General features: G+C 73.1%; 21 protein-coding genes. 1 reads left to right on the top strand and 20 read right to left on the bottom strand.

What is annotated here, in order from left to right; translation table 11 throughout:
- Position 1 precedes the first annotated feature (1 nt).
- The 18 genes from EV699_RS12860 to EV699_RS12780 all read right to left on the bottom strand — a co-directional run bounded on the left by EV699_RS12860 (position 2) and on the right by EV699_RS12780 (position 17,959).
- Positions 2 to 388, bottom strand: coding sequence for a GPW/gp25 family protein (locus tag EV699_RS12860; RefSeq protein WP_132543337.1), 387 nt, complete (start codon positions 386 to 388; stop codon positions 2 to 4).
- Positions 385 to 2,055, bottom strand: a complete 1,671-nt coding sequence (locus EV699_RS12855) for a hypothetical protein (protein ID WP_165904129.1) — start codon at positions 2,053 to 2,055, stop codon at positions 385 to 387. The genes EV699_RS12860 and EV699_RS12855 overlap by 4 nt, the downstream gene beginning before the upstream one ends.
- Positions 2,052 to 2,717 (bottom strand): phage baseplate assembly protein V, encoded by a 666-nt coding sequence (locus EV699_RS12850; protein ID WP_132543333.1) that lies wholly within the window; start codon positions 2,715 to 2,717, stop codon positions 2,052 to 2,054. The genes EV699_RS12855 and EV699_RS12850 overlap by 4 nt, the downstream gene beginning before the upstream one ends.
- Positions 2,714 to 3,799 (bottom strand): phage late control D family protein, encoded by a 1,086-nt coding sequence (locus tag EV699_RS12845; RefSeq protein ID WP_132543331.1) that lies wholly within the window; start codon positions 3,797 to 3,799, stop codon positions 2,714 to 2,716. Before EV699_RS12845 ends, EV699_RS12850 begins: the two co-directional genes overlap by 4 nt.
- Positions 3,792 to 3,968, bottom strand: coding sequence for a hypothetical protein (locus tag EV699_RS19970; RefSeq protein ID WP_165904128.1), 177 nt, complete (start codon positions 3,966 to 3,968; stop codon positions 3,792 to 3,794). Before EV699_RS19970 ends, EV699_RS12845 begins: the two co-directional genes overlap by 8 nt.
- The gene (locus EV699_RS12840) at positions 3,968 to 5,344 is read right to left on the bottom strand and encodes a CIS tube protein (RefSeq protein ID WP_132543329.1); all 1,377 of its coding nucleotides are present in this window, start codon (positions 5,342 to 5,344) and stop codon (positions 3,968 to 3,970) included. Before EV699_RS12840 ends, EV699_RS19970 begins: the two co-directional genes overlap by 1 nt.
- Positions 5,345 to 5,463: 119 nt before the next feature.
- Entirely contained in the window at positions 5,464 to 6,102 is a 639-nt protein-coding gene (locus tag EV699_RS12835) for a phage tail protein (RefSeq protein WP_243662658.1), read from the bottom strand.
- Between the two features lie 3 nt (positions 6,103 to 6,105).
- Positions 6,106 to 8,100 (bottom strand): phage tail sheath family protein, encoded by a 1,995-nt coding sequence (locus EV699_RS12830; protein ID WP_132543327.1) that lies wholly within the window; start codon positions 8,098 to 8,100, stop codon positions 6,106 to 6,108.
- 93 nt (positions 8,101 to 8,193) lie between these two features.
- The gene (locus EV699_RS12825; protein WP_132543325.1) at positions 8,194 to 8,643 is read right to left on the bottom strand and encodes a phage tail protein; all 450 of its coding nucleotides are present in this window, start codon (positions 8,641 to 8,643) and stop codon (positions 8,194 to 8,196) included.
- A 12-nt stretch (positions 8,644 to 8,655) separates the two neighbouring features.
- A complete protein-coding gene (locus EV699_RS12820) occupies positions 8,656 to 10,542 on the bottom strand; it encodes a phage tail sheath family protein (protein WP_132543323.1) in 1,887 nt (628 codons plus the stop codon).
- A 34-nt stretch (positions 10,543 to 10,576) separates the two neighbouring features.
- Positions 10,577 to 11,347, bottom strand: coding sequence for a hypothetical protein (locus EV699_RS12815; protein WP_132543321.1), 771 nt, complete (start codon positions 11,345 to 11,347; stop codon positions 10,577 to 10,579).
- Entirely contained in the window at positions 11,344 to 11,940 is a 597-nt protein-coding gene (locus tag EV699_RS12810) for a Pvc16 family protein (protein ID WP_132543319.1), read from the bottom strand. Before EV699_RS12810 ends, EV699_RS12815 begins: the two co-directional genes overlap by 4 nt.
- A gap of 156 nt (positions 11,941 to 12,096) precedes the next feature.
- Positions 12,097 to 12,333: a hypothetical protein gene (locus EV699_RS12805; RefSeq protein ID WP_132543317.1), complete on the bottom strand. Its 237-nt coding sequence runs from the start codon at positions 12,331 to 12,333 to the stop codon at positions 12,097 to 12,099.
- Positions 12,330 to 13,370, bottom strand: coding sequence for a phosphoribulokinase (locus EV699_RS12800; protein ID WP_243662657.1), 1,041 nt, complete (start codon positions 13,368 to 13,370; stop codon positions 12,330 to 12,332). The genes EV699_RS12805 and EV699_RS12800 overlap by 4 nt, the downstream gene beginning before the upstream one ends.
- 82 nt (positions 13,371 to 13,452) lie before the next feature.
- A complete protein-coding gene (locus tag EV699_RS12795; RefSeq protein WP_132543314.1) occupies positions 13,453 to 14,868 on the bottom strand; it encodes an undecaprenyl-phosphate glucose phosphotransferase in 1,416 nt (471 codons plus the stop codon).
- A 192-nt stretch (positions 14,869 to 15,060) separates the two neighbouring features.
- Complete coding sequence (locus tag EV699_RS12790; RefSeq protein ID WP_132543306.1) at positions 15,061 to 16,296, bottom strand: OmpA family protein; 1,236 nt, start codon at positions 16,294 to 16,296, stop codon at positions 15,061 to 15,063.
- Positions 16,286 to 17,329, bottom strand: coding sequence for a hypothetical protein (locus tag EV699_RS12785; RefSeq protein WP_132543304.1), 1,044 nt, complete (start codon positions 17,327 to 17,329; stop codon positions 16,286 to 16,288). The genes EV699_RS12790 and EV699_RS12785 overlap by 11 nt, the downstream gene beginning before the upstream one ends.
- 24 nt (positions 17,330 to 17,353) lie before the next feature.
- Positions 17,354 to 17,959, bottom strand: coding sequence for a nitroreductase family protein (locus EV699_RS12780; protein ID WP_132543302.1), 606 nt, complete (start codon positions 17,957 to 17,959; stop codon positions 17,354 to 17,356).
- Between the two features lie 122 nt (positions 17,960 to 18,081).
- On the opposite strand from EV699_RS12780, the gene EV699_RS12775 reads away from it, so the two are divergent.
- Complete coding sequence (locus EV699_RS12775; RefSeq protein ID WP_132543300.1) at positions 18,082 to 18,528, top strand: YiiD C-terminal domain-containing protein; 447 nt, start codon at positions 18,082 to 18,084, stop codon at positions 18,526 to 18,528.
- A gap of 10 nt (positions 18,529 to 18,538) precedes the next feature.
- Here the strand turns inward: EV699_RS12775 and EV699_RS12770 are convergent, their stop codons facing one another.
- Together EV699_RS12770 and EV699_RS12765 are read right to left on the bottom strand one after the other, a co-directional pair.
- Positions 18,539 to 18,793: a CDGSH iron-sulfur domain-containing protein gene (locus EV699_RS12770; RefSeq protein WP_132543298.1), complete on the bottom strand. Its 255-nt coding sequence runs from the start codon at positions 18,791 to 18,793 to the stop codon at positions 18,539 to 18,541.
- Positions 18,794 to 18,879: 86 nt separating this feature from the next.
- Positions 18,880 to 21,390 carry a mechanosensitive ion channel family protein gene (locus tag EV699_RS12765; protein ID WP_132543295.1) on the bottom strand — a complete coding sequence of 837 codons (2,511 nt, stop codon included), beginning with the start codon at positions 21,388 to 21,390 and terminating at the stop codon, positions 18,880 to 18,882.
- Positions 21,391 to 21,537: the final 147 nt, after the last annotated feature.

Here is a 21,537-nt window from a genome sequence, read left to right as displayed (position 1 = left end):
GTCACTCCAGGTAGAACGGGTAGACGAGGTTGTCGCGCCGGCCGTCCGCGAGCTGCACGTAGGCGACGCGGATCAGCACCAGCGCGGGGTCCTCGCCGGGGTCGACGTTGACCGCCTGCACTGCGATGCGCGGCTCGAAGCGCCCGAGCGCGAGCTGCGCCTCGCGCGCGATCAGCGCCCGCGTGGCGGTGGTGTTGGGCTGCATCAGGTAGCGCCGCAGCCCGCAGCCGAAGCCGGGGCGCATCACCCGCTCGCCGGGTTCGGTCGACAGGATCAGGCGGATCGCCTCGCGCAGCTTGTCGTCGCCGCTGCGCCAGACCAGCCGGCCCTCGCGGTCCGGTACCCAGGGGAAGGCGAAGCCGCGGCCCAGGCGGTCGAGACGGTTCATGCGGGCGTCTCCGGTTGCACGGCGACCTCGTACTCCAGCCCGGCGAGCGGCGCGATCTCGCCGCGCCCGGCCTTGGCCGAGGCCCCGGCCACGCCGCCGACCAGCCGCGCGCGCGCCACCGGCGCCAGCGGGTCGACGGTCGCGGCGCGGGCGTTGGCGTCGAAGTGCAGGTCGATCTGCTGCTCGAGCGCGTCGTCGGGCGGCGGGCCGAAGAAGTCGGCCTCGAAGTCCGCCTCCAGCGACACCGCGAAATCGGCCTCGATCGACGGCAGCCGCGCGTCGAGCTCGGCGCTGACGCCGGCGGACAGCGAGATGCTCGGCGGGAAGCAGAAGCGGAACGCGAGCAGGAACCAGAGGTTGAAGATCAGCACCACGAGGCCGAGGAAGAGCTTGAAGACGAAGGTCGCGACGATCGTGATCAGCGGGATCGAGAACGAGCAGATCTGCCCAGACGGCAGCCCGGGGACGACGTTGGCGGCGTCGTCGGCGGTGAACTCGAGCTGCGAGTCCGGCGGCGCCACCAGGCGCAGCGCGGCGTGCTCGGGCCTGGCGCTCGCCGCCTGCGCGCGCAGCGCGTTGAGGTCGGGCAGCGGCACGTTGACCGGCTGGTGGCTGGTGCCGTCGAGGTCGAACGGCGCGGCGAGCTGGAAGGTCTCGGTCGAAAGGCTCCAGTACACCTGGCCCTTGCACACCGGCTTGCCCGGCGGGCGGCCGCTCGGCTGCGGGCAGCCGGGCTTGCGCCGGCGCACGAAGGCGCGCAGCTCGTAGCGGGTGTCGGCGTCGAGCTTGGGCTTGCCGGCCTCGTCGACGTCGGCCGCACCGGTCGGCACCAGGCCGAAGTACAGCGTGCGGCCGTAGCCGGTGTCGGGCTGGCGCGGATCGGGCACGCGCGGGTACAGCGGCAGCACCTGCTCGAAGGTCTGCTCCGGGGTCTCGCCGACCGCCTCCCAGCGCCCGACGCGGTCGGCGAGCACGCGCCAGCCCTGCAGCTCGCTGCTGATGCCGTAGGTGGCCACCCAGGCGTCGAACTGCGCGCCGAGCTCGCCGAGGCGCGCCTCGGCCAGCGCCCGCCGCCCTTCGCGCGCGCCGGCGACCCCGGCGTCGAACACCGCGCCGCCGAGCGCGCGGGCGAGCCAGCCGCGCTCGTCGGCCGGCGCCATGCCGTCGAGCAGCCCGAGCTCGGCGCGCGCGCTGGCGAGGCCCTCGATCACCGGCTTCACCGCGTCCAGCGCCGCCGGCGTCAGCCCGCGCACCACGCGCCGGCGCAGCACGAAGCCGGCCTCGCAGACGTCGTTGCGGTCGACGCTGGGCAGGCCGGCGGCGTCGCAGTGCAGCTCGCACACCAAGAGGTAGAAGCGCTTGTGCAGGTCGAGGAACAGCTTGCGCGTCGCGCTCGGCGCGTAGTGGGTGTCGGCGAGGCGCCGGCGCAGGCCGTTCCACAGCGCCGGCACCAGCGGCGCCAGCGTCTGCACCACGTGCACGCGGTCCTCGTCGGTGTAGCGCAGGCTGCGCTGCGGGTCGGCGAGGAAGGTATCGACCAGCTTGGAGCTGTCGTACTTCTGGATCTGCGGGCGCGAGCCGCGCCCGGCGCTCGGCCGGCCCGGCACCGCCCAGCGGTACCAGGGGCCGAGCAGCAGCCAGGGGTGCTTGACGGCCACGGCGCTCACCAGATGTTGCCCGCGCCGGGCGTGTACGACGGCGACACCACGCCGGACGACGCCACCAGCGTGGTGCAGTTGACGATGCCGTCGAAGGTCGCGGTGGCGGCGTGCACGTTCACCGCCGAGGCGGTGACCTCGACCGTGCTGTTGGCGGTGATCTGCACCTGCCCCGACACGCTGAGGGTGACGGTGCAGCCGTTGGCGTGGGTCAGCTTGACCTCGTTGGCGGCGTCGTCCAGCACCAGCACGTGCCCGCTCGCCATCGACAGCGTGACCTTGGCGGCACCGTCGGTGTCGTCGAACTCCAGCAGGCTGCCGGAGCGGGTCTTGATCAGGCGCTTGTTGTTGGCCGCCTGCGGGCTCTCCGGCTGCGCCTCGGCGCCGTTCCACGCCGAGCCGACGATGTAGGGCCGGCGCAGGTCGCCGGCCTCGAAGGCCACCACGACCTGGGTGTCGACCGCCGGGAACACCAGGAAGCCCTGGTCGTCGTCGGCGTAGGGCGTGAGCAGCGTCGCCCACGCGCGCACCGCGTCGCCAGCCTCGCCGAGCCAGGGGAACTTGACCTGGATGCGGCCGAGGCTGTCGGGGTCGACGATGTCGGTGACGATCGCCGGGTAGACGCCGAAATGGCGGCGGGCGTCGCCGTCGCTGCGCCAGGCTCCGCTCATGACGTCACCCCGATGGTCGCGCGTTCGGCCTCGAAATGCGTGCGATGGCCGTCGGTGAGGTCGTAGGTGTGACGCACGCGCGTCACGTAGTAGCCGTCGCCCTCGAACGGCGGACCGACGCGCTCCAGGCGCAGGCGGCTGCCGACCATCAGGTCGGGCGTGCCGCGGGTGGTGCCGCCGACGGTGACGAAGCGCCGGGCGCGGCGCAGCAACTCGGCGCGGGCGATGGCGCGGGCTTCGGCGGTTTCGAGCGGCACCTCGCGCACGCGAAAGGTCGCCGCCTCCGAGAACACCTCGCCGAGCACCGCGATGCCGGTGCGCCCGCCGCTGACCTCGGCCTGCACCGCGTCCTCGGCGCCCTCCTCGTCGATGCGCTCGCGCGCGCCGGCATCGAAGCCGCCGACCTTGACCGACAGGCGCTGGTGCGCGAGGTCGGCGCGCAGGCGTGCGCCGAGCAGGTCGCCGCCCTGCACCAGCGTCAGTTCGGTGGCGGTGCGCTGGTCGCGCGTGGCGAAGTGCAGGGTGTCGTCGGCGCACCAGAGCTCGGCGCCGATCAGCCGCGCGCGCTCGCGCAGGAAGGCGAGATCGCTCTGGTTCCACTGCTGCACCACGTCCCAGGTCGGACCGTCGGCATCGGCCGCCGCCGACAGCCCGTGCAGGCCCGCGATCTCGCTCGCGATGTCGGCGTCGCTCATGCGCTCCCAGGTGCGCGAGCGGCGCGTCATGCGCAGCTTCATCAGCGCGTCCTCGGCGAACACCGCGACCCGCGGCACGCGCCCGCCGGCGAAATCGGCCTCCAGCGCGCTGATCACGCCGTCGAAGATGCGCCGCGCGCCATCGGGCGGGCCGATCGACACGCTGAGCCGGCGCCCGAAGTCGAGCACCGCGCCGTCGAGGTAGAGCTGCACCTCGGCGGCCTCGCCGGACTGCGGCCCCTGGGCGATGAAGCTCGCCATCAGCGTGCGCAGGCCGGCGGTGTCCTCCTCGACCTCGAGGCGCAGCAGGTCGCGGGCGAGTTCGCCCTTGACGGTGCCGTCCACCGAGAAGACCGGGGCGGTCGAGTAGTACAGCGGGTCAGTCATCGAAGCCCTCCGCGCAGGTGCGCGCGCGATCGGCGGCGAGCCGCTCGATCCAGGCGCGCGCGCGCTCCCGCTGCTGCCAGTCCTCGTCGGCCGCGGGCGTGGCCGGGGGCGGCGTGGCGGGAGCCTCGGTGGTGACGTCGGTCTGCAGTTCCTCGATGTGCACGGGCATCAGCGGCACCCTCCGCGGCAGCCGCACGGCCCCCCGCGCGGAGCTGTCGCCGGGGTGGTGATGGATACGCCGCCACGCCAGGCCGGCTGTGTCGGATCGGGCGCGGCCGCGGGCGGTGCCGGGCGGCGCAGCGCGACCGCGCCGGCGAGCGCGCCGCTGCGCTCGCTGCCGGCCGGCGTCAGCGTCGGGCGCAGCGGCACGCCGTAGCCGAACGAGGTGGCGCGCGGGTCGGGCGCCGGCGGGGCCGGCCGCGGCGGCGCCACCACGGCTGCACGCGCCGCCGAGGCCGTCGACGCAGTTGCCGTGGCGCTGGTCGGCGCCCCCGTGGCGATGCTGCCCGCCGCCGTGCCCGCGGCCGCCGACGCGGCGGGCGCCGGGGTTTCGCCGAAGGCCGCGCGGGTCGTCGCCGCGGCGCTCGCGGTACGGCTCGCGTCGGCCTGCGCCAGCGCCGCACCGACGCCACCGGCCGCGGCGAGCTTGAGGCCGGCCCCGGCGCCGCCGGCGAGCCCGGTGTTCGCCTCCACGCCCGCCCCGGCGCCGCTCGCCACGCCGGTGGCGGTGCCCACGCCGGGGTTCACGCGCACGTTGGTGTCGAAGGCGATCTCGGCGCCGGCGGACAGTGCGAGCGGGTCGCCCCCGCCGAAGTCGAGCGCGCGCCAGGCCGCCGGGTCGGCACCGACCCGCGCCGCGAAGCCCACCGCGCTCTCGCCCTCCAGTGCCACGCCGATCTGCGCCGAGGCGCCGAGCGAGATTCCGGCCGACGCCGAGAAGCCGAGCGAGGCCGACAGCCCCAGCGACGCCGACAGGCCGAGCGAGGCGGACAGCCCGACGCCGGCGGAGAAGCCCGCCGAGCCCGGCAGGCCCGCGCCCGGCGCCGGGGCGTTGTCGCGCGCGCCGGCGTTCGGCAGCAGGCGGTACTTGGCGTCCTGCTCGCGGATGGTCACGCCCATCTTCGCGTGCAGCGCCTTGCCGTCGGCGGCGAACAGGTCGAAGTCGATCGACAGGCTGCTGATCAGCCCGTCGATGGTCAGGTCGCCCCAGTGGAAACGCACCCGCGGCGGGGACTCCTTCGAGCCGGGTTCGCCGGGGGGCAGCACGAAGCGCTCGATGTCGGCGGTACGCTCGCGCACCGAGCGCGGCGTTTCGGTGCTGCCCTCGTCGGCGGTGTCGAACTCGAGGTCGAAGCTCAGCTCGGTGGAGTTCGAGCCGAGGAACTGCCGGGCCTGGTCGCCGGTGGAGGCGCTGCCGCTGTTGTTGTTGGTCAGCGACAGGCGCAGCGTCGCCGGGTTGAACTGCACCGGGATCGGCTGCTCGCCCGACAGCGGATTGCCGTCGCTGTCGATCGCTAACAGGGTGGCCTTGGTCAGCTGCGGCATGGTCGGGCTCCCGGTGCCGGACACGCCTCAGGCGCGGCCGGGCACCCCGGTCTCGAAGCGGTCCCCGGAGGGCAGCGGCCGGCGGCCGCTGCCGGTGTGGCCGGTCACGACGGCGCGGCTCATGACGCCACCAGCCGCAGCCCTTCGTGGGCGATCTGCAGTTCCTCGATGGCGATGTCGCCGGTCTTGGCGTCGAGCCTGGGGCCGCTGATGCGCGCCGGCAGGCCGCGGTCGAACACCCAGGTGGCGACGACGTCCTGGCCGTAGCCGAGCACCTCGATGACGCCGTCGTAGCGCGCCACCGGGCGCACGCCGCTGGTCACGCCCTGCAGCCACTCCCACAGTTCGCGGTTGACGCCGCCCCCGCCGCCGCCGGTGCCGACCCCGAGGCTCAGGCTCGCGCTCGCGCTCGCGCTCAGCCCAGCGCCGCCGCCGCCGATGCCGGCCCCGACGCTCGCGCTCGCACTGGCGCTGATGCCGAGCGACAGGCCGCCGCCCGCGCCGCCGTAGAACATGCCGCGCTTCAGCACCAGCGGCGAATACTTGGCGCGGCCGACGCGGCGGATCACGCCGTCGTTGCGCCCGCCTTCGAGCAGCTCCTGCACGTCCATCTCCAGGTCGAGCCCGCTGACCTCCTGGAAGCCGCCGTCGCCGAGCGGCGCGCCGCCGGGGGTATCACCGGGCCTGCCGCTGCCCGACTCGATCTGCGGGGCGCGGCGCAGCGACACGCGGAAGCGGAAGGTGCGGGCGAGTTCCATGGCTCAGGCTCCGACGACGAGCGCGCCGTCGCCGTCGCGGGCCAGGCGCAGCACGATGAATTCGAGCGGTTCGGCGGGGGCGACGCCGATCTCGGCGATCAGCCGCCCGGCGTCGACCACCGCCGGCGGGTTCACGGATTCGTCGCAGCGCACGAAGTAGGCCTCGGCCTCGGTGGCGCCGCGGAACGCCCCGGCGCGGTAGAGGCGGCCGAGGAAGGCGTCGAGCTGCTGGCGCACCGCGCTGCGCGTGGCGGCGGTGTGCGGCTCGAACACCAGCCACTGCAGTTCGCGTTCGAGCGTGCGTGCGATCAGCGTCACCAGCCGGCGCACCGACAACTGCCGCCACTGCGGATCGCGCGACAGCGTGCGCGCGGCCGACAGGCGCACGCCGTCGCGCTCGGCGCGGTAGACGTTGATGCCGACCGGATGCAGCACGCCGTGCGCGGCATCGTCGAGGCGCTCGACCGGGCCGAGCACGGTGGCGGCGATGCGGTTGGCGGGGCCGAACATCACCCCGCGCTCGCGCTCCTCGCGCGCGACGATGCCGGCGGCGACCGCCGCGGGCGGAATGCGGATCAGCGCATCGCGCGCATCGTCGGGACGGGCGACGGTGAGCCAGGGGTGATAGGCCGCGGCCCAGGCGCTGGCGAAGGCGCCGCGCCACGCGAGGATGGCGGCCTGGCTGAGGCCGGGCGGCACGTCGAGCAGCACGATGAAGCGCCGTTCGGTGTCGGCGAAGTCGACCAGCGCGCGCTGCAGTTCGGTGATGCGCTCACGGTCGGCGGGCAGCCGCGGGTCCAGGCGCAGCCCGTCGAGCTCGGCCGCGGGCGGCAGCGCCGGCGGCGCGGTCGGTGGCAGGTCGAAGCACGGCGCGAAGTCGGCGCCGGCGAGCGACACCACCGGCACCACCGGGTCGACCGCCACCAGCGGCTCCGGCGAGTACAGGTCGGGCACCACCAGCAGCGCGAGTTCCTCGACCTGCGCGAGCGCCTGCACGCCGGCGCCCGGCTCCTCGTCGCCGGGCGTCCAGCCGGGGTCGAAGAAGTCCTCGGGGACGATCTCGGCGTAGCGGTCGGCGCCGCCGGCGAACGGCGCGGTCGCGGCGAGCGCGACGGGCTCCGGCAGTTCGGCGTCGACGGGCACGAGGCCGAGATCGCTCCACGCGGTCTCCGGCCACAGCAGCGTCGACTCGGCCACCAGCACGTCGGCGAGCCAGCGCGGATGGCGGGCATCGAAGCCGAGGTCGTCGTGGCGCTCGACGCGGCCGGCGCCGTCGTCGGCCTGCAGCGTGCCGCTGACCCGCTCGGCGGCGACCGGCACCGCCGGCAGCGGCGCGTCCAGCACCGCCCACAGGCGCTCGCCGGCGGCGTTCGGGTGCGGCGTGGCGACGATCGTGGCGACGAAGCGCAGCGCCAGCACGCCGCCGGGCAGGCGCAGACGCAGCAGGTCGCCGACCTGCGCATCGCCGGCCTGCAGCAGTTCGAACCCGGTCAGGTCGGGGGCGACCAGCGCGAGCGGCGCGCTCCGGTAGCCGAGGTTCACGCGCAGGCCGTTGCCCCAGCTGCCTTCGTCGCGTGCGCGCAGCGTCACCGGCGCGCCGGCGGCCGTCACGCCGTCGAGCGTGCCGCGGGCGATGCCGTCGGCGAGTGCGGCGGCGGTCGGCACGATGCGCACGATCAGCGCCCGCACCCCGCCCTGCTCGAAGAATGCGGCGACCGCGTACGGCAAGAGCCCCGGCCCCTCGAAGCCGCCGTACAGCGCGCGGTAGGCGTCGAAGCTCTCGACCGCCGCGTAGACGCTGCGCAGCCCCGCGCCCGCCGCCGCCAGGCACGGCCGGCCGTCGTCGCGCTCGGCGAGCGCCGGCAGCCGCGCCGGCCCGCGCGGGGCCACGCCGACGAAGGCGCAGACGTCCATGCGCACGCCGGCGAGCACGGGTGCCGGCGGCACGTTCTCCCAGTGCACGCCGGGGATCGTGGGCACGGGCAGGCGCGCGCTCATCCGTTCACCGCAGTCGCAGCAGCCGACGACACTACCCCCCTCCGCGGCGGGGTCGGCGGCTCAGGGACGACGGCGCGCGGGGGCGTGCTCATCTCACTTGTACTCGAGGCCTTCGTGGACCAGCGACAGCTCCTCCATCGCCACCTCGCCGCCGCCCTTCGCGGCCAGCGTCGGGCCGGTCCACTTCTTCGGCTGGGCGTTGCGCAGCGTCCAGGTGGCGACCGGCTGGCGCGCCTCGTCGAGCAGCGTGATGCTGACCTGGCGCACTTCGGGGGTGCCGTCGCGCACGGTCTTCAGCCATTCGAACAGGTCGGTGGAGCCGATCAGGCCGCGCTTGAGGGTGACGTCGTCCACCTTGTGGGTGTTGGGCACCTTGCGCACGGTGTTGAATTTCTCGTTGCCGTTGCGGTACTCGGAGTAGCTGACCTCGAAGCCGAGGCCGCTGACGTCGGAGAAGCCGCCCACCACCGTCTCCTCGGCACCGGTGCCGAGGGCGACGAGGAAGTTGAAGGCGCCGTAGGGATTGTCGCGGAACGTGGCCATGGTCGCGTCTCCTTACTGCTTCGCGTCGCCGGTCCACTGACCGATGCGGAAGATCACGAACTCGGCCGGCTTCACCGGGGCGATGCCGATCAGGCAGATCAGGCGGCCGTTGTCGAGATCGTTCTGGGTCATCGTGGTGCGGTCGCAGCGCACGAAGTAGGCCTGTTCGGGCTTGTCGCCGAGCAGCGCGCCGTCACGCCACAGCACCAGCAGGAAGTCCTCGACGGTCTGGCGGATGTTCGCCCACAGCCGCGGCCCGTTCGGCTCGAACACCGCCCACTGCGTGCCCTTGTCGATCGAGTGCTCGATGTAGATGAACAGCCGGCGCACGTTGACGTACTTCCACTCCGGGTCGGAGCTCATCGTGCGCGCGCCCCAGACGCGGTTGCCGCGCCCCTCGAAGAAGCGCAGGCAGTTGACGCCCTCGGGGTTCAGCACGTCCTGGCGGGCCTTGTTGATGTTGATCTCGAACTGCGTCAGGCCGCGCACCACCTCGTTGGCCGGTGCCTTGTGCACGCCGCGCTCGACGTCGCTGCGCGCGTAGATGCCGGTGACGAAGCCGCTCGGCGGCAGCAGCAGGCGGCGCGGCGGCGCGCCCTGGCTGGAGCGCTCGAGCGGGTCGAGGATCTGGATCCACGGGTGGTAGAGCGCCGCGTACTTGCTGTCGAAGCGGCCGCGGAAGCTGCGGATCTCGGTGAGCGAGCTGCCGACCGGCGCGTCGACCACGGCGATGCGGTAGCGCAGGCGCTCGGCGTGCCCGATCAGGCGGTCGGCCGCCTGCGCGCACAGCGTGTCGTCGTCGTAGGTGCCGCCATCGGGCAGCGCGACGATGGCGATGTCGTCGATCTCGCCGAGCGCGGCGAGCCCGGTGGCGGGCCGGCTGGCATCGTCGGGATCGGCCTCCTCGCCGGCGAGGTCGTCGGGCTCGGCGAGCAGGCCGTCATGGCCGCCGGCGAGGCGCGGCGACGGGTTGCCCTGCAGCGCCACCATCAGCAGCGCCGGCAGGAAGGCCGCCTGCGGGTCGGCGGAGGTGGTCGGCTCGTAGTCGAGCCACACCGCGGCGTTCTCGTCCTCCGGGTCGTCGCGCTGCAGGATGTGGCCGAGGTAGCGCTTCTGCTGCGGGTCGGCACCGAGTTCGTCGTAGACGCGAACGCTCTCGGCGTTCTCGGTGACCGTCACCTGCAGTTCGACGAGCTGGATCACGTCGGTCGCCGCCGGCACCACCAGGGCGGCGCCGCGGCGGAAGCTCTGCCGCCCCTCGGCGTCGACCTCGACCACCGCGAGCGTGGCGGCGCTGAGCGGGGCGTTGCCGACCGGCGGCGTGCCGCCGGCGATGATCTCCACCACCGCGCCGGCCTTGGCGCGCCGCGCCTGGACGCCCCAGGCGTTGCGCGGGTCCGGCGCCGGGAACAGCGCGCCGAAGTTGACCGCGACGTTCTTGCTGCGCACCGCGCGGGTCTCGACCAGCACGTTGCCGTGGCTGCCCGGCCAGCGCGCGCGCCAGGTGGCCTGGATGTCGAGCACGCTGACCGCGCGGCGCGCGCAGCCGGGGTAGTCGTCGAGATCGTCGGTCGCGCGCGGCACGAACACCCGCGAGATGTAGAGCCGCTGGCCGCCGTTGGCGAAGAACGCGCGCGCGGCGTGGGCGAGGAAGCCGAGCCGCTCGTCCTGCCCGGTCGGGCCGACGTAGAGGCGATCGAGCCCGCCGTAGACGCTCTCGTACTCGGTGAAGCTGGTGATCAGGCGCGGCGTCGAGCTGCTCGGCCCGCGCGGGTAATGCACCGGCCCGAAGCGCGCCATGCCGGCGAAGCCGGTGGTGCTGGTGGGCACCCCCTCGATCGACTTGGAGCGGAAGCTCACTTCCTCGACGTAGACACCGGGAGCCAGGTATTCGGGCATGGGCCGCTCCTTCGCGCGCGGGATGCGCGACCGTTCAGGGAATCAGGAACGCAGGGGTGCTGCGCATCCTGCCAAGTGGAAAGTCCACGTTCTGCGCCAGCAACTCGACATAGCCCGGCGGCAGCGCAAGGCCGGGGGTGACCTCGTCCGGCGCCGGCGGCAGGGGCACCGGCTCGACCGGCAGGTCCCACAGCGGATCGGCGCTGACGCCGGCGTCGGCCGGCTCCGGCGCGACCGCCGGGCCGAACACGTGCACGCGCAGCGACATCGTCTCGACCAGCTCGCCGCTGCGCACGCTCGCCGGCAGCAGCAGCACGAAGTCGCCGCGGTCGTCGCCGTGCGCGCGCGCCAGCACCGCGGTGCCGGCCGTGCGGGTGACGGTGATGCGCGCCCAGCGCAACGGCTGGTCCGCCCGCAGCACGCGCCCGCGCAGGCCGGTCGCGGTCGGCGACAGGTCGTACGCGGCACCGGGGAACAGGCCGGGGCGGCTCGCGAACAGCGGGGTGCGGGTCGGGTCGGCGGCGAAGTCGGCCGCCGTCAGCACCGGCACGCGCAGGCGCCGCGGCACGTAGCGGCGCGTGGGATCGTCGAGGCGGTAGTCGAGCGAGGCCGTCTGCCCGGCCTGCCAGCGCAGCGCGAACAGCGCCGAGGCGTGGCGCTCGAGCCGCGCCCCCGGCGGGCCGTTCTCCAGCGCCACCTGCAGCGGGTGCAGCACGCGCGCGTTGCGCAGGGCGTCGCGCGGCTCCACGCCGAGCGCCAGCCGCTGCAGGATCTCGGCGTAGCGGGCGTCGAGCACGACGTTCATGGCGCGAGCCCCGGCTGGCCGCCGAGCACCACCGTGGTGGCCTCGGGCTCGGGGCGGGCCTGGCGCGCATCGACCCGGATCACCCGGGCGACGTACGACACGCTCAGGCGGAACTCGATCGGCAGCGCATCGAACAGGTGGATCAGCGCATCCGGTTCGAGGACCTCGAAGGTGACCTGCACCACCTCGTTGGTGGCCCAGTCGGTGATCGGCGCCAGCAGCGGCCCGGCGAGGATGGGCTGGATCTCCAGCGCCTGCATGGCCCGGCCGAGGATGCGCAGTTCCGCCTCGGCGTTGTCGGCCCAGGGCGTGAGCAGCACGTGCAGGTCGAGCGGCAGCCGCGCGCGCCCCTCGATGCTGCCGATGGCCGACCAGGCCGCGCGCGTGGCGGCGTTGTGGGTGACGCGGTAAGGCAGGATGGACAGCGCCGGCGTGCCGATCGCGGTCGGCAGCGCGGTGCGTTCGAGGTCGGCGGTGCGGATCAGCACGGCGCGGGTATGGCGTCCGGCGATGGGTTCGTCCTGGCGGAAGGCGTGTTCGAGCAAACGCTCGATGCTGCGCCCTGCCGCCGCGATTCCCGCGAATCCCGCCACTGCGCCACCTCCGTCAGCATCCGTTCACCCCTGCCGCAGCCGCACGGCCGCTCACTTTCCGGCGCAGGCGCACGGCCGGCGCGCACCGGGCATGCCCAACCGTAGACCTGATATGCAGAATGTCAAAGGCGGTGACGGCGGGCTCGCGCGATGCACTCAGCGTCGCGGCGGCACCTGCTGGTCACGCTGCCGTCGCGCCAGCCGCGCCTCGGACCACTTCAGCAGCGCGTAGATCGGCGTCCCGATCAGGGCGACGGCGAGGAGCAGGCACAGCGGCAGCATCAGCCAGGACGGCAGCCGGGCCCATGCCACGTTCACCAGCCAGATCATCAGCACCGCCATCGCCAGCGTGAGCAGCGCGGCGGCGGCCAGCGCACGGCGGTCGGCGCTCATGCCGCGTCGATGCGGCTCTGCAGCAGATAGGCCACGTGCTCGAGGATCGGCCAGGTGACCAGCAGCTGGGTGAACAGGATCGCCGGCATGCGCTCGTGCTTGCGCACGCCGACGAGGTCGGCGGGGTCGATGGTGATGCCGGTGAAGCGCATGATCTGGCGCTGCAGCACGCCCACGGCGCGCGCCGGCATCAGCCCGTCGAGGTGGATGGCGTTGGCGCGCCGCCCCCAGTAGCTGCGCGGCACGACGCACAGCGCGAACGGCAGTGGATCCTCGCCGAGCATGCGCGCCAGGTTGAACGACAGGCGCAGGTTCGGCAGCGGCGCATGCATGGGCTGGAAGATCAGCTCCATGTGGTAGGCGTCCGCCGGCGGCTTGCCCCAGTACTCGTGATTGGCCAGGTACGCGAGCTTGCTCGCATGGATCTTGATGACCACGTTGGCGTCGGTCTTCTGGAACTCGATCCAGCGCCGGTAGGCCGATTCGCGCCGGCGCATCTCCTCGGCGAGGGGGTGCACCTCGTGGCCGCGGTACTGCGTGTCGCGCGCGATCTTCCAGCGCCACTTGATGTCGCGCGCGGGATCGACGAACACCGTGTAGTCGAGGAGCGGCGCGAACTCGGGGTACAGCGCGTGCAGGCCCTCGAGCACCAGGATCGGCGGCGCCCTGAACGGCTGCGGCCGCAGGAAGGTGCCGCTGGAGTGGTCGTAGCGCGGAATGCCCACGGTTTCGCCGCGGCGCAGGGCTTCGAGGTGCTCGCGCAGCAGCGCGAGGTGGTTCATCTCCGGATCGAGCGGCGAGCGCCCGCTGACGATCCGGGTCGCTCGATCCTCCTTGTGGTAGCCGTCCATCGCGATGGTGCCGACGATGTCGTCGCCGAGCATGCGGCGCAGGCCGTTGGTGTAGGTGCTCTTGCCGCTGCCGCTGTCGCCGGCCACGCCGATGATGATCGGCGGGCCGCCGCGTCCCAGCAGGCTGCGCAAGGGGGGCGAACGCAAGCGCACGCCCGGCGTCACGTCGGGAGGGGGGGACATCATGGGGCGGGCTCCGCGGGACGGGATCTGCGGACAGTGTGCGCAGCACGCGGCGGGCGGATCAAGCGCGCGGGGCCGGCCCCGCTCAATACGCGTTGCGGTTGATGAAGCCCTTGAAGATGGTCAGGAAAATGATCTTGAGGTCGAGCCCGAGCGACCAGTTCTCGATGTATTCGAGATCCTTCTTGACCCGCAGCTCCATCTTTTCCAGCGTGTCGGTCTCGCCGCGGTATCCCTCGACCTGCGCCAGCCCGGTGATGCCCGGCTTGACCTTGTGCCGGCGCATGTAGCGGTCGACCCGGTCCTTGAACTGCTCGTTGTGCGCCACCGCGTGCGGCCGCGGGCCGACGATCGACATGCTGCCGTCGAGCACGTTGAAGAACTGCGGCAGCTCATCGAGGCTGGTGCGCCGCAGGAAGGCGCCGAACGGCGTGATGCGCGGGTCGGAGCGCGTGGCCTGGGTGACCTGGCCGCCGTTCTCGGTGTGCACCTTCATGCTGCGGAACTTCCACACGCGGAACGGATGCCCGTCATAACCGAGTCGCTCCTGGCGGAAGAACACCGGCCCCGGCGAGGTGAGCTTGATGCCGGCGGCGATCACGAGCATCAGCGGGCTGATCAGCAGCAGGATCAGCGCCGCGAGGAACCGGTCCTCCAGTCCCTTCACCAGACGGTTGATGCCGACCATCGGCGTCGACGACAGGTTGATCACCGGCAGATCGATGACCTCGCCGATCGAGTGGTTGAGGAGGTTGAAGCCGTTGATGTCCGGCAGCAGGCGGATGTCGGTGGTGGAATGGCGCAGTGCGTCGACGATGTAGCGCATGCGGTCTTCGGCGCGGAACGGCAGCGCGATCCACACCTGGTCGATGTTGTGGGCCTCCACGTAAGGCGCCAGGCCCTCCAGGCTGCCCAGGCATTCGACGCCGGCAATCGCTTCGCCCGGCACCGATTCGCGGTCGTCGAAGTAGCCCATGACACGCAAACCGGCCCATTTCGCCGCCTGCGCCCGCTCCACCACCGAATGGCCGAAATCGTTCGCGATCGCCACCACCACGGTGCGCGTGTTCCGTCCGCTCGCGCGGATGGCGCGCAGCGCCAGGCGCAGCAGCATGCGCATGGCGACGCAGGCCCCCATCCCCAGGCACCACCACGCCACCAGCCATTTGCGCGGGTAGTGGTCACTGCCGCCGTGCGACGTCAGCAGCAGCACGCCGGCGAGCACCGCGAAGGTCAAGGCCCAGGCCTTGAGCAGCGTGCGCAGCTCTTCGGTGAGCTTCGATCCGCGCCACGCCCGATAGACCTGTGCGTGATCGAACACGATGAAGGCGATCAGCAGCGCCATCACCCCGGCGCGCAGCAGCCGGCCCTGCGCGTCGTCATCGGGCGCGAAGAGCAGTTGCGCGATCCACGCCGAGAGCAGGATCGCACCGAGATCGAGCACCCGCATCGCAAAGGCGACGGCGGTGGAATGCTCTTGAAGAATGCCTTTTTTTGCCATGAGACTCCGACCTGATTCTGCGGGCTTCCTCGTGGTGCAAGCCGCTTGCCCACCCCACGCGCCGGCACTCGCCGGCTACCCTGCCTCCTCCGGAGGCCAGTGGAAGGTATCGTCAACATCGCCTTACGGCTACCGGCGCGGGTGTACGATTCGGCCTGTTGCCACAATCGTTTTCGACCGTGCGCCGGCGGCTCAGCGGCTGGTGATCTTGAGTTCGATGCGGCGGTTGCGCCGCAGGGCCTCGGGCGAGTCGCCCGCCTCGATCGGATGGTGTTCGCCCATGCCCACCGCGGCGAGCCGTTCCGGGGGTACACCCTGGCGGATCAGATAGTCCACGACGTCCTGCGCCCGGGCCGAGGACAGCTCCCAGTTCGAGCGGAAGCGCGCGGCGCGGATCGGCACGCGGTCGGTGTGCCCCTGCACCTCGATGATCACCGGCAGGTCAGCCGGCAGGTTCGCCGCGAGCTGACGGTACACGGCGACGAACTTGTCGAGATCCGCCTTGCCGCTGTCGGACAGCGCCGCTTCGCCCGAGCCGAACAGCACCTCCGACTGGAACACGAAGCGGTCCCCGACGACCTTGATGTCGGGGTTGCCCTCGAACAGCGCCCGCAGCCGGCCGAAGAAGTCGCTGCGGTAGCGTTCGAGTTCCTCCACCCGCTCGACCAGGCGGGCCTTGATCTGTTGATCGAGTTCCTCGATGCGCGTGGCGCGCGTCGCCAGTTCCTCGCGCTGGGCATCGATGCGCGCGGCACGCGCGGCGAGTTCGGTCGCCTGCGCGTCGAGCGTGGCCTGCAGCCCCTGCGCGCGCCTTTCGGCGTCGGTGCCAGCCGCACGTGCCTGCGCGAGTTCGTCGCCGCGCAGGGCCAGCGCTCGTTCCAGGCGCTCCACGTCGGCGGCGAGCCGCTCGGCGCGGGCACCCAGCGCCTCCACCTGCGCCGCCGCGGCGCCGCCCTCGCGCTGCCGCTCGGTCTGCGCCTGCGCGAGAGCGGCCTCCAGCCCCTGTGCGCGTTCGCTCGCCGCCGCCGCCTCGCGCTCGCGCCCCGCACGGTTGGCCTCGAGCTCGCGGCGCATGCGCTCCAGGTCCGCGGCGAGGCGCAGGCGCTGCGCTTCGGCGGCGCCGAGTTCCGCGCGCAGGTCGGCGGTGGCCAGGTCGCGCTCGGCGATGCCTTCCTCGAGTTCGCCCACGCGCCCTTCGAGGCCGCGCGCGCGCTGCTCGGCGCCGCCGAGCAGCGCTTCCAGGCGCGCGACGCTCGCCTCGAGCGCGTCGATCGTGACGTTCTTGCCGCTCACCTCGCGCGACAGCAGGGTTTCGCCGATCACGAATACCGTGATCAGGAACACCAGCACGACGACCAGCCCCGACAACGCATCGGTGAAGGCCGGCCAGACATCGTAGCCGCCGGGCGCGTCGAGCCTACGGCGCATCGCCGCCGCCGCCGCGCGCCAGGTACTGCGAAATCACCTTGAGCTGGTGGCGCAGCTCCGCGGTGCGCTCGCGCTCGATGTCCTGCACGCCCTGCGACAGCGCGTTGACGCGCGCCTCGAGCTGCCCGACCTGGGCGATCACGCGCCCGGCGTCGTCGCGCCGGGCATTGCTCTCGAGCAGTGCAGCGACGCGGTCGAGGCGCTCCACGATGGCCTCGGCCAGCGCCACCAGATAGCGCGGCGCGGCTTCGCCGCCGCTGCCGGCGAGCGCCGCCGGTCCCTGCCACAAGGGCACCAGGTCGACGACGACGAGCGATTCCAGGCGGCTGTTGACCTGGTTCTGCGCATGGAAGAGCTGCAGCTCCAGGAAACCCAGCGCCGCCGAGCACACCAGACCGAACAAGGAAGTAGCAAAACCCGTGCCCATGCCTGCGAGAGGGGTGGCGAGGCGTTCGCGCAAGGCATCGAGCCAGGCCGCGCCCTCGCCGCCGGCGAGCCCGCCGAGCACCCCGCGCACGCCATCGATGGTGACCAGCAGGCCGTAGAAGGTCCCGATCAGGCCGATCAGCACCAGCGCCGCGCTGAGGTAGCGCACCAGCGCCCGGCGATCCTCGCCGCGGGCGGCGAGCGAATCGAGCAGGTAGGGCAAGGTGCCGGCCGCGTCGCCCGTGCGCAGCACCCGCCGCACGCTGACCAGGAAGGCACCGACGGCACCGAGGCTCGCCGCCGTCATCAGTTCGTCGGCCTCGGCGCGTGGCCGCGTGCCGGCGCGCACCTCGCCGGCGAGCGCGGCGACCCGGGCGAGCGCCCGGGTCTCGCGCCGCAGCCCGAACAGGCAGCGCAGCGCGAACGTCGCGCCGAACGCGAACAGCACGAGGATCAGCCCGTTGAGATAGGGGCTCGCGCGGAACGCGGCCACCAGCGCCGGCCACAGCAGGCCGGCGAGCACCGCCAGCAGCAGCAGGAACAGCAGCGCGCGGAACAGGTAGCGGATCACGTCATCGACGGGATCGGCGGCAGCGGTGACGGCCATTGCAGCGGTTCCGGTCGGCAGCGCTCAGGCGGACACGCCCGTGCCCCAGCCCGCCTCGAAGGCGATCTGGTCGAGCGGCAGGCGCGTGCGCGGGGCGCGCTCCTTCGCCTGCTGCGTTGCGTCCAGCAGCTCGAGCGCGCCGGGGTGGCCGACGGCGATCATCGCCTGCGGCAGGAAGCCGTCCGGCAGGCCGGCGACGGTGGCGATCGCGGCGCGGTCGAAGCCGCCCATCTGGTGCGCCACCAGCCCCAGCGCGCTGGCCTGCAGGCACAGCGACAGGCTGGCCGCGCCGGTGTCGTAAGGCCCCCAGGGGTTCGGCTTGCCGTTGTGGCGGAAGGTCGTCGCCGCCACCGCGAGCAGCAGCAGCGGCGCCCGGCCCGCCCAGCCGCGGTTGCCCTCGGTGAGCGTGGCGAAGGCCTGCGCCCAGCGTTCGGCGTCGCGGAAACGGTCCCAGATCACGTAGTGCCAGGGCTGGTCGCCGAAGCACGAGGGCGCCCAGCGCGCGGCTTCGAGCAGCGCGAGCAGGTGCTCGCGCGCGACCGGGCGCTGCGGGTCGAGCGCCCGTGGGCTCCAGCGGCGTGCCAGCAGTTCGGCGATCGGGACGGTGGTGGTGGCGGGCTTTTCGAACATCGGCAGGCCTCGGTCGGGGGGGCACGGAAACGGCGGGCGGCAATAAGAACCCTTCCCGTTTACCATCTTTGTGCGGCACGGCGAAAGCGTGCCGCGCGTCCCCGCCACCGCCCGTGAGCAGCATGCCCGACCACGACCTCGACGCCTTCTTCGCCCGTCACATCCCGCTCACCCAGGCGATGGGCGTGCGCCTCGACCGCTACGACGACGCCGGGCTCGCCCTGCGCGCGCCGCTCGCGCCGAACACCAACGACAAGGGCACGGCCTTCGCGGGCGCCCTCGCCTCGATCATCACCCTGTCGGGCTGGTCGCTGACGCACCTGACGCTGCTCGACGCTGGCGAGCACGCGCAGGTCGTCATCGCCCACAGCGAACTCGACTACCTGCGCCCGGTGAGCGGCGACATCGTCGCCGTCTGCGCACGACCGGCGGCGGACGCGGTCGCGGCCTTCGTCGACGCCTTCCGGCGCAAGGGCCGGGCGCGCTGGGAACTCGAAGCCGTGATCCACGCCGCGGAGGCGCCGGCGGTACGCCTGCGCGGGCGCTACGTGGCGTGGCGGGCGGCCTAGCCGGGGGCGCTCACGCCGCGGGCGGCTTGCGCAGCTTCTTGTGGGTGCCGTCGCAGAGCGGGCGACGGGCGCTGTGGCCGCAGCCGCAGACGAACAGCTTGCCGTCGGCCGGCACCACCTGCGCCGACGGCGCGAAACCCGGGTGGCGCTTGTGGGTGCCGTCGCAGAACGGCGGGTTGCCGGTGTGCCCGCACTGGCAGATGAACACCCGGCTGCCGGGTTCGAGGTCGAGGATGTACGGGCTCTGGCGGTCGAACAGGCTCATGGCGGTGGCTCTCCGGGCGTGCTGCGGATGGCGGGGGCGCGCGACGCGCCCCTGTCCACGCTAGCACGCGCGGGCCGGCCCGCCACTCAGCCGCCGCGCGCCTCGCGCGGCATCACGATGGTCGGCGCCGCCGCCGGCTCGGCATCGGCACCGCGCACGGTGGCGAGCAGTTCGCCGAGGCGGTCGAGGTCGCGCAGGCGCACCTCGCTCTGGTTGAACGGGATCTCGATGCCGGCCTCGCGGAACGCGCGCACGATGGCGAAGCGCAGGTCGCTGCCGACCACGCCCTTGAGGTCGACGTTCGCCAGGTAGGCACGCAGCTCGAAATCCATCGAGCTCGGTCCGAAGGCCTTGAACAGCACCGAGGGCTGCGGCCAGCGGCTGACCTCCGGGTGATTGGTGGCGCATTCCAGCAGGATGCGGCGCACCTGCTCGGGGTCGGCCTCGTAGGCGACGCCGACCTGCACCTCGACGCGCCCGAAGGTGTCCTTGTGCGTCCAGTTGAGCACCGCCTGCGACAGCAGCGTGGAGTTGGGGATGATCACCGTCGCGCGCTGCGCGGTTTCGAGCTCGGTGGCGCGCACGTTGATGCGCCGTACCACGCCTTCGCTGCCGGCCACGACCACCGAGTCGCCGACCTTGATCGGGCGCTCGGCGAGCAGGATCAGCCCGGAGACGAAATTGCTGACGATGTTCTGCAGGCCGAAGCCGATGCCCACCGACAGCGCACCGGCGAGCAGCGCGATCCGCGACAGGTCGATGCCGAGCGTGGTCACCGCCACCACCAGCGCGATCACCAGGCCGACGTAGCCGACCGCGCTCTTGAACGAATTGCGCAGCCCCACGTCGAGCCGCGTGTGCGGCAGCACGCGCTCCTCGAGCACGCGCTGCGCCATGCGGCTCGCCGCGAGCACGAGGCTGAACAGCGTGATCGCGGTGAGCAGGTCGATCAGCGACAGCGTGACGCCGCCGACCTTGAAGCCGAACAGCAGGCTGTACAGGCCGTTGGCGATGTCGGCCCAGCGCACGCCCCACTGCAGCAGCGCGAGGATGGCGCCGACGCCGGTGAGCACCGTGTCGATCAGCAGCATCAGCCAGAAGTCGACCATCTGCGCGCTCTGCTCGGTGAGCGCGAAGGCGCGTGCCAGCGGCCCCGGGCGGCCGCGCAGGATCAGCGCGCGATCGATCAGTTCGGCGAGCACCCGCCGCAGCACCAGCAGCAGGCCGACGCCGATGCCGGTGAGCACCAGGTTCTCGATCAGGTAGCGCGCGAGGTTGGGATAGCCGAACAGGGCGATCAGCGGGCTCGCCACCGCGCCGATCCCGACCAGCGCCCGCAGCAGCACCCACAGCGGCGCCAGCAGGCCGCGCTTCTCCGCCGCTTCCTTGGGCGGCGTCGCGGCAGCGGCCGACGCCTCGCCGGCCTCCGCCGGCGCCGCCACCTCCCAGGCGCGGCGCTGGATCACCGTGAGCAGCGCGAGCCCCACCGCGAGGCTGCCGATGAACACCAGGATCGCGCGGCTCTCGTCGCCGAGGTCGAGCACCGGTGCCGCCATCGACAGGAACAGCAGCGGCGCGATCACCGCCGCGTTCAGGTTGACGCGCCAGCTCAGACGCCGCGCCGCGCGATCGCTGATCCGCAGCAGCCGCCACGCCGGCAGGTCGGGGGCGAGCGCGGCGCGGTCGAGGCCGGTCACCAGCAGGAAGAAGATCGCGCCGGCGGCCACGCCGTAGAGCGCCGGCATCGTCGCATCGTCGACCAGGCCGACGATACGGCAGGTGGCGGCGACGGCGACGATCGCCAGGCTCGGCAGCAGCGCCCGGCCGCAGCCCTCGGCGATCGTCGCCACGCTGCGCCGCGCGTAGCCCGCGTCGGTGACCAGCGGGTCGCGGCCGTAGCGGCGCAGCAGCCAGCCGCGCGTCCACCCGCCGGCCACCAGCGCCAGGAACATCAGCACCAGCACGCCGCTCGACGCCCGCGCCTGCGCGCCGACGTCACCGCCGCGCCAGCGCTCCAGCGGCTGCACCGCCAGCGCCTGCAGGCCGGCGACGATCTGCTGGCTGCCGAGCTTCCAGACGTCGGCCTCGAACAGCGACGGCCCCTGCGCGAGCAGGCTCTGCGCCACGCGGTCGCGGATCGCCTTGGCGATGTCGGTCACCGCCGCGTTGGCACGCGCCTCGGTCACTTCGAGCTGCTTCGCCCGCCCCTCGGCGGCGGCGAGATCGGCCTGCAACTGCTGGCGCTGCTTGGCGACGTCCTTGGCCTCGGCCGGCTGGCCCTCGGCCGGCGCCGGCCCCATCGCTTCCAAGAGCTGCTGCGCGGCGGCCGCCTTGGCCTGCGCGTCCGGGCGGGCCGCCTGCACCGCGGTGCGCACCCGCTCGGCATCGGCGCGCAGCTTGTCGAGATCGGGCACTTCGAGCTGGCCGCTGGCGAGCCGGCGGCCGATCTGGTCGAGCGCGCCCTTCCATTCGTTGAGCAGTTCGGCCACCGGGCGGGCCGGCGGCGGCGACTCGTTCTGGGCCAGGGCCAGTGCGCCACCGCTCAGGGCGAGCACCAGCGCGAGTTGCGCGACGACGCGCATGAGTTTTTGCAGCATGTTGAACGGACTCGTAAAAACGGGTAGCGCACGGGGCGCGCAAGCGCGCTACGCTAGCACAGTCGAAGGGGGTGACGATGCCCGCGCCCGCATCCGTACGCCCGCCACCACCGTATCGTCGGGCATCGCTTCCACCACGACCGCCGA

The sequence above is a fragment of the Plasticicumulans lactativorans genome, from assembly GCF_004341245.1.
GTDB classification, from domain to species: Bacteria; Pseudomonadota; Gammaproteobacteria; order Competibacterales; family Competibacteraceae; genus Plasticicumulans_A; species Plasticicumulans_A lactativorans.
Note: the sequence above shows the minus strand (reverse complement) of the source record. Positions and strands in the feature narration are given on the sequence as shown.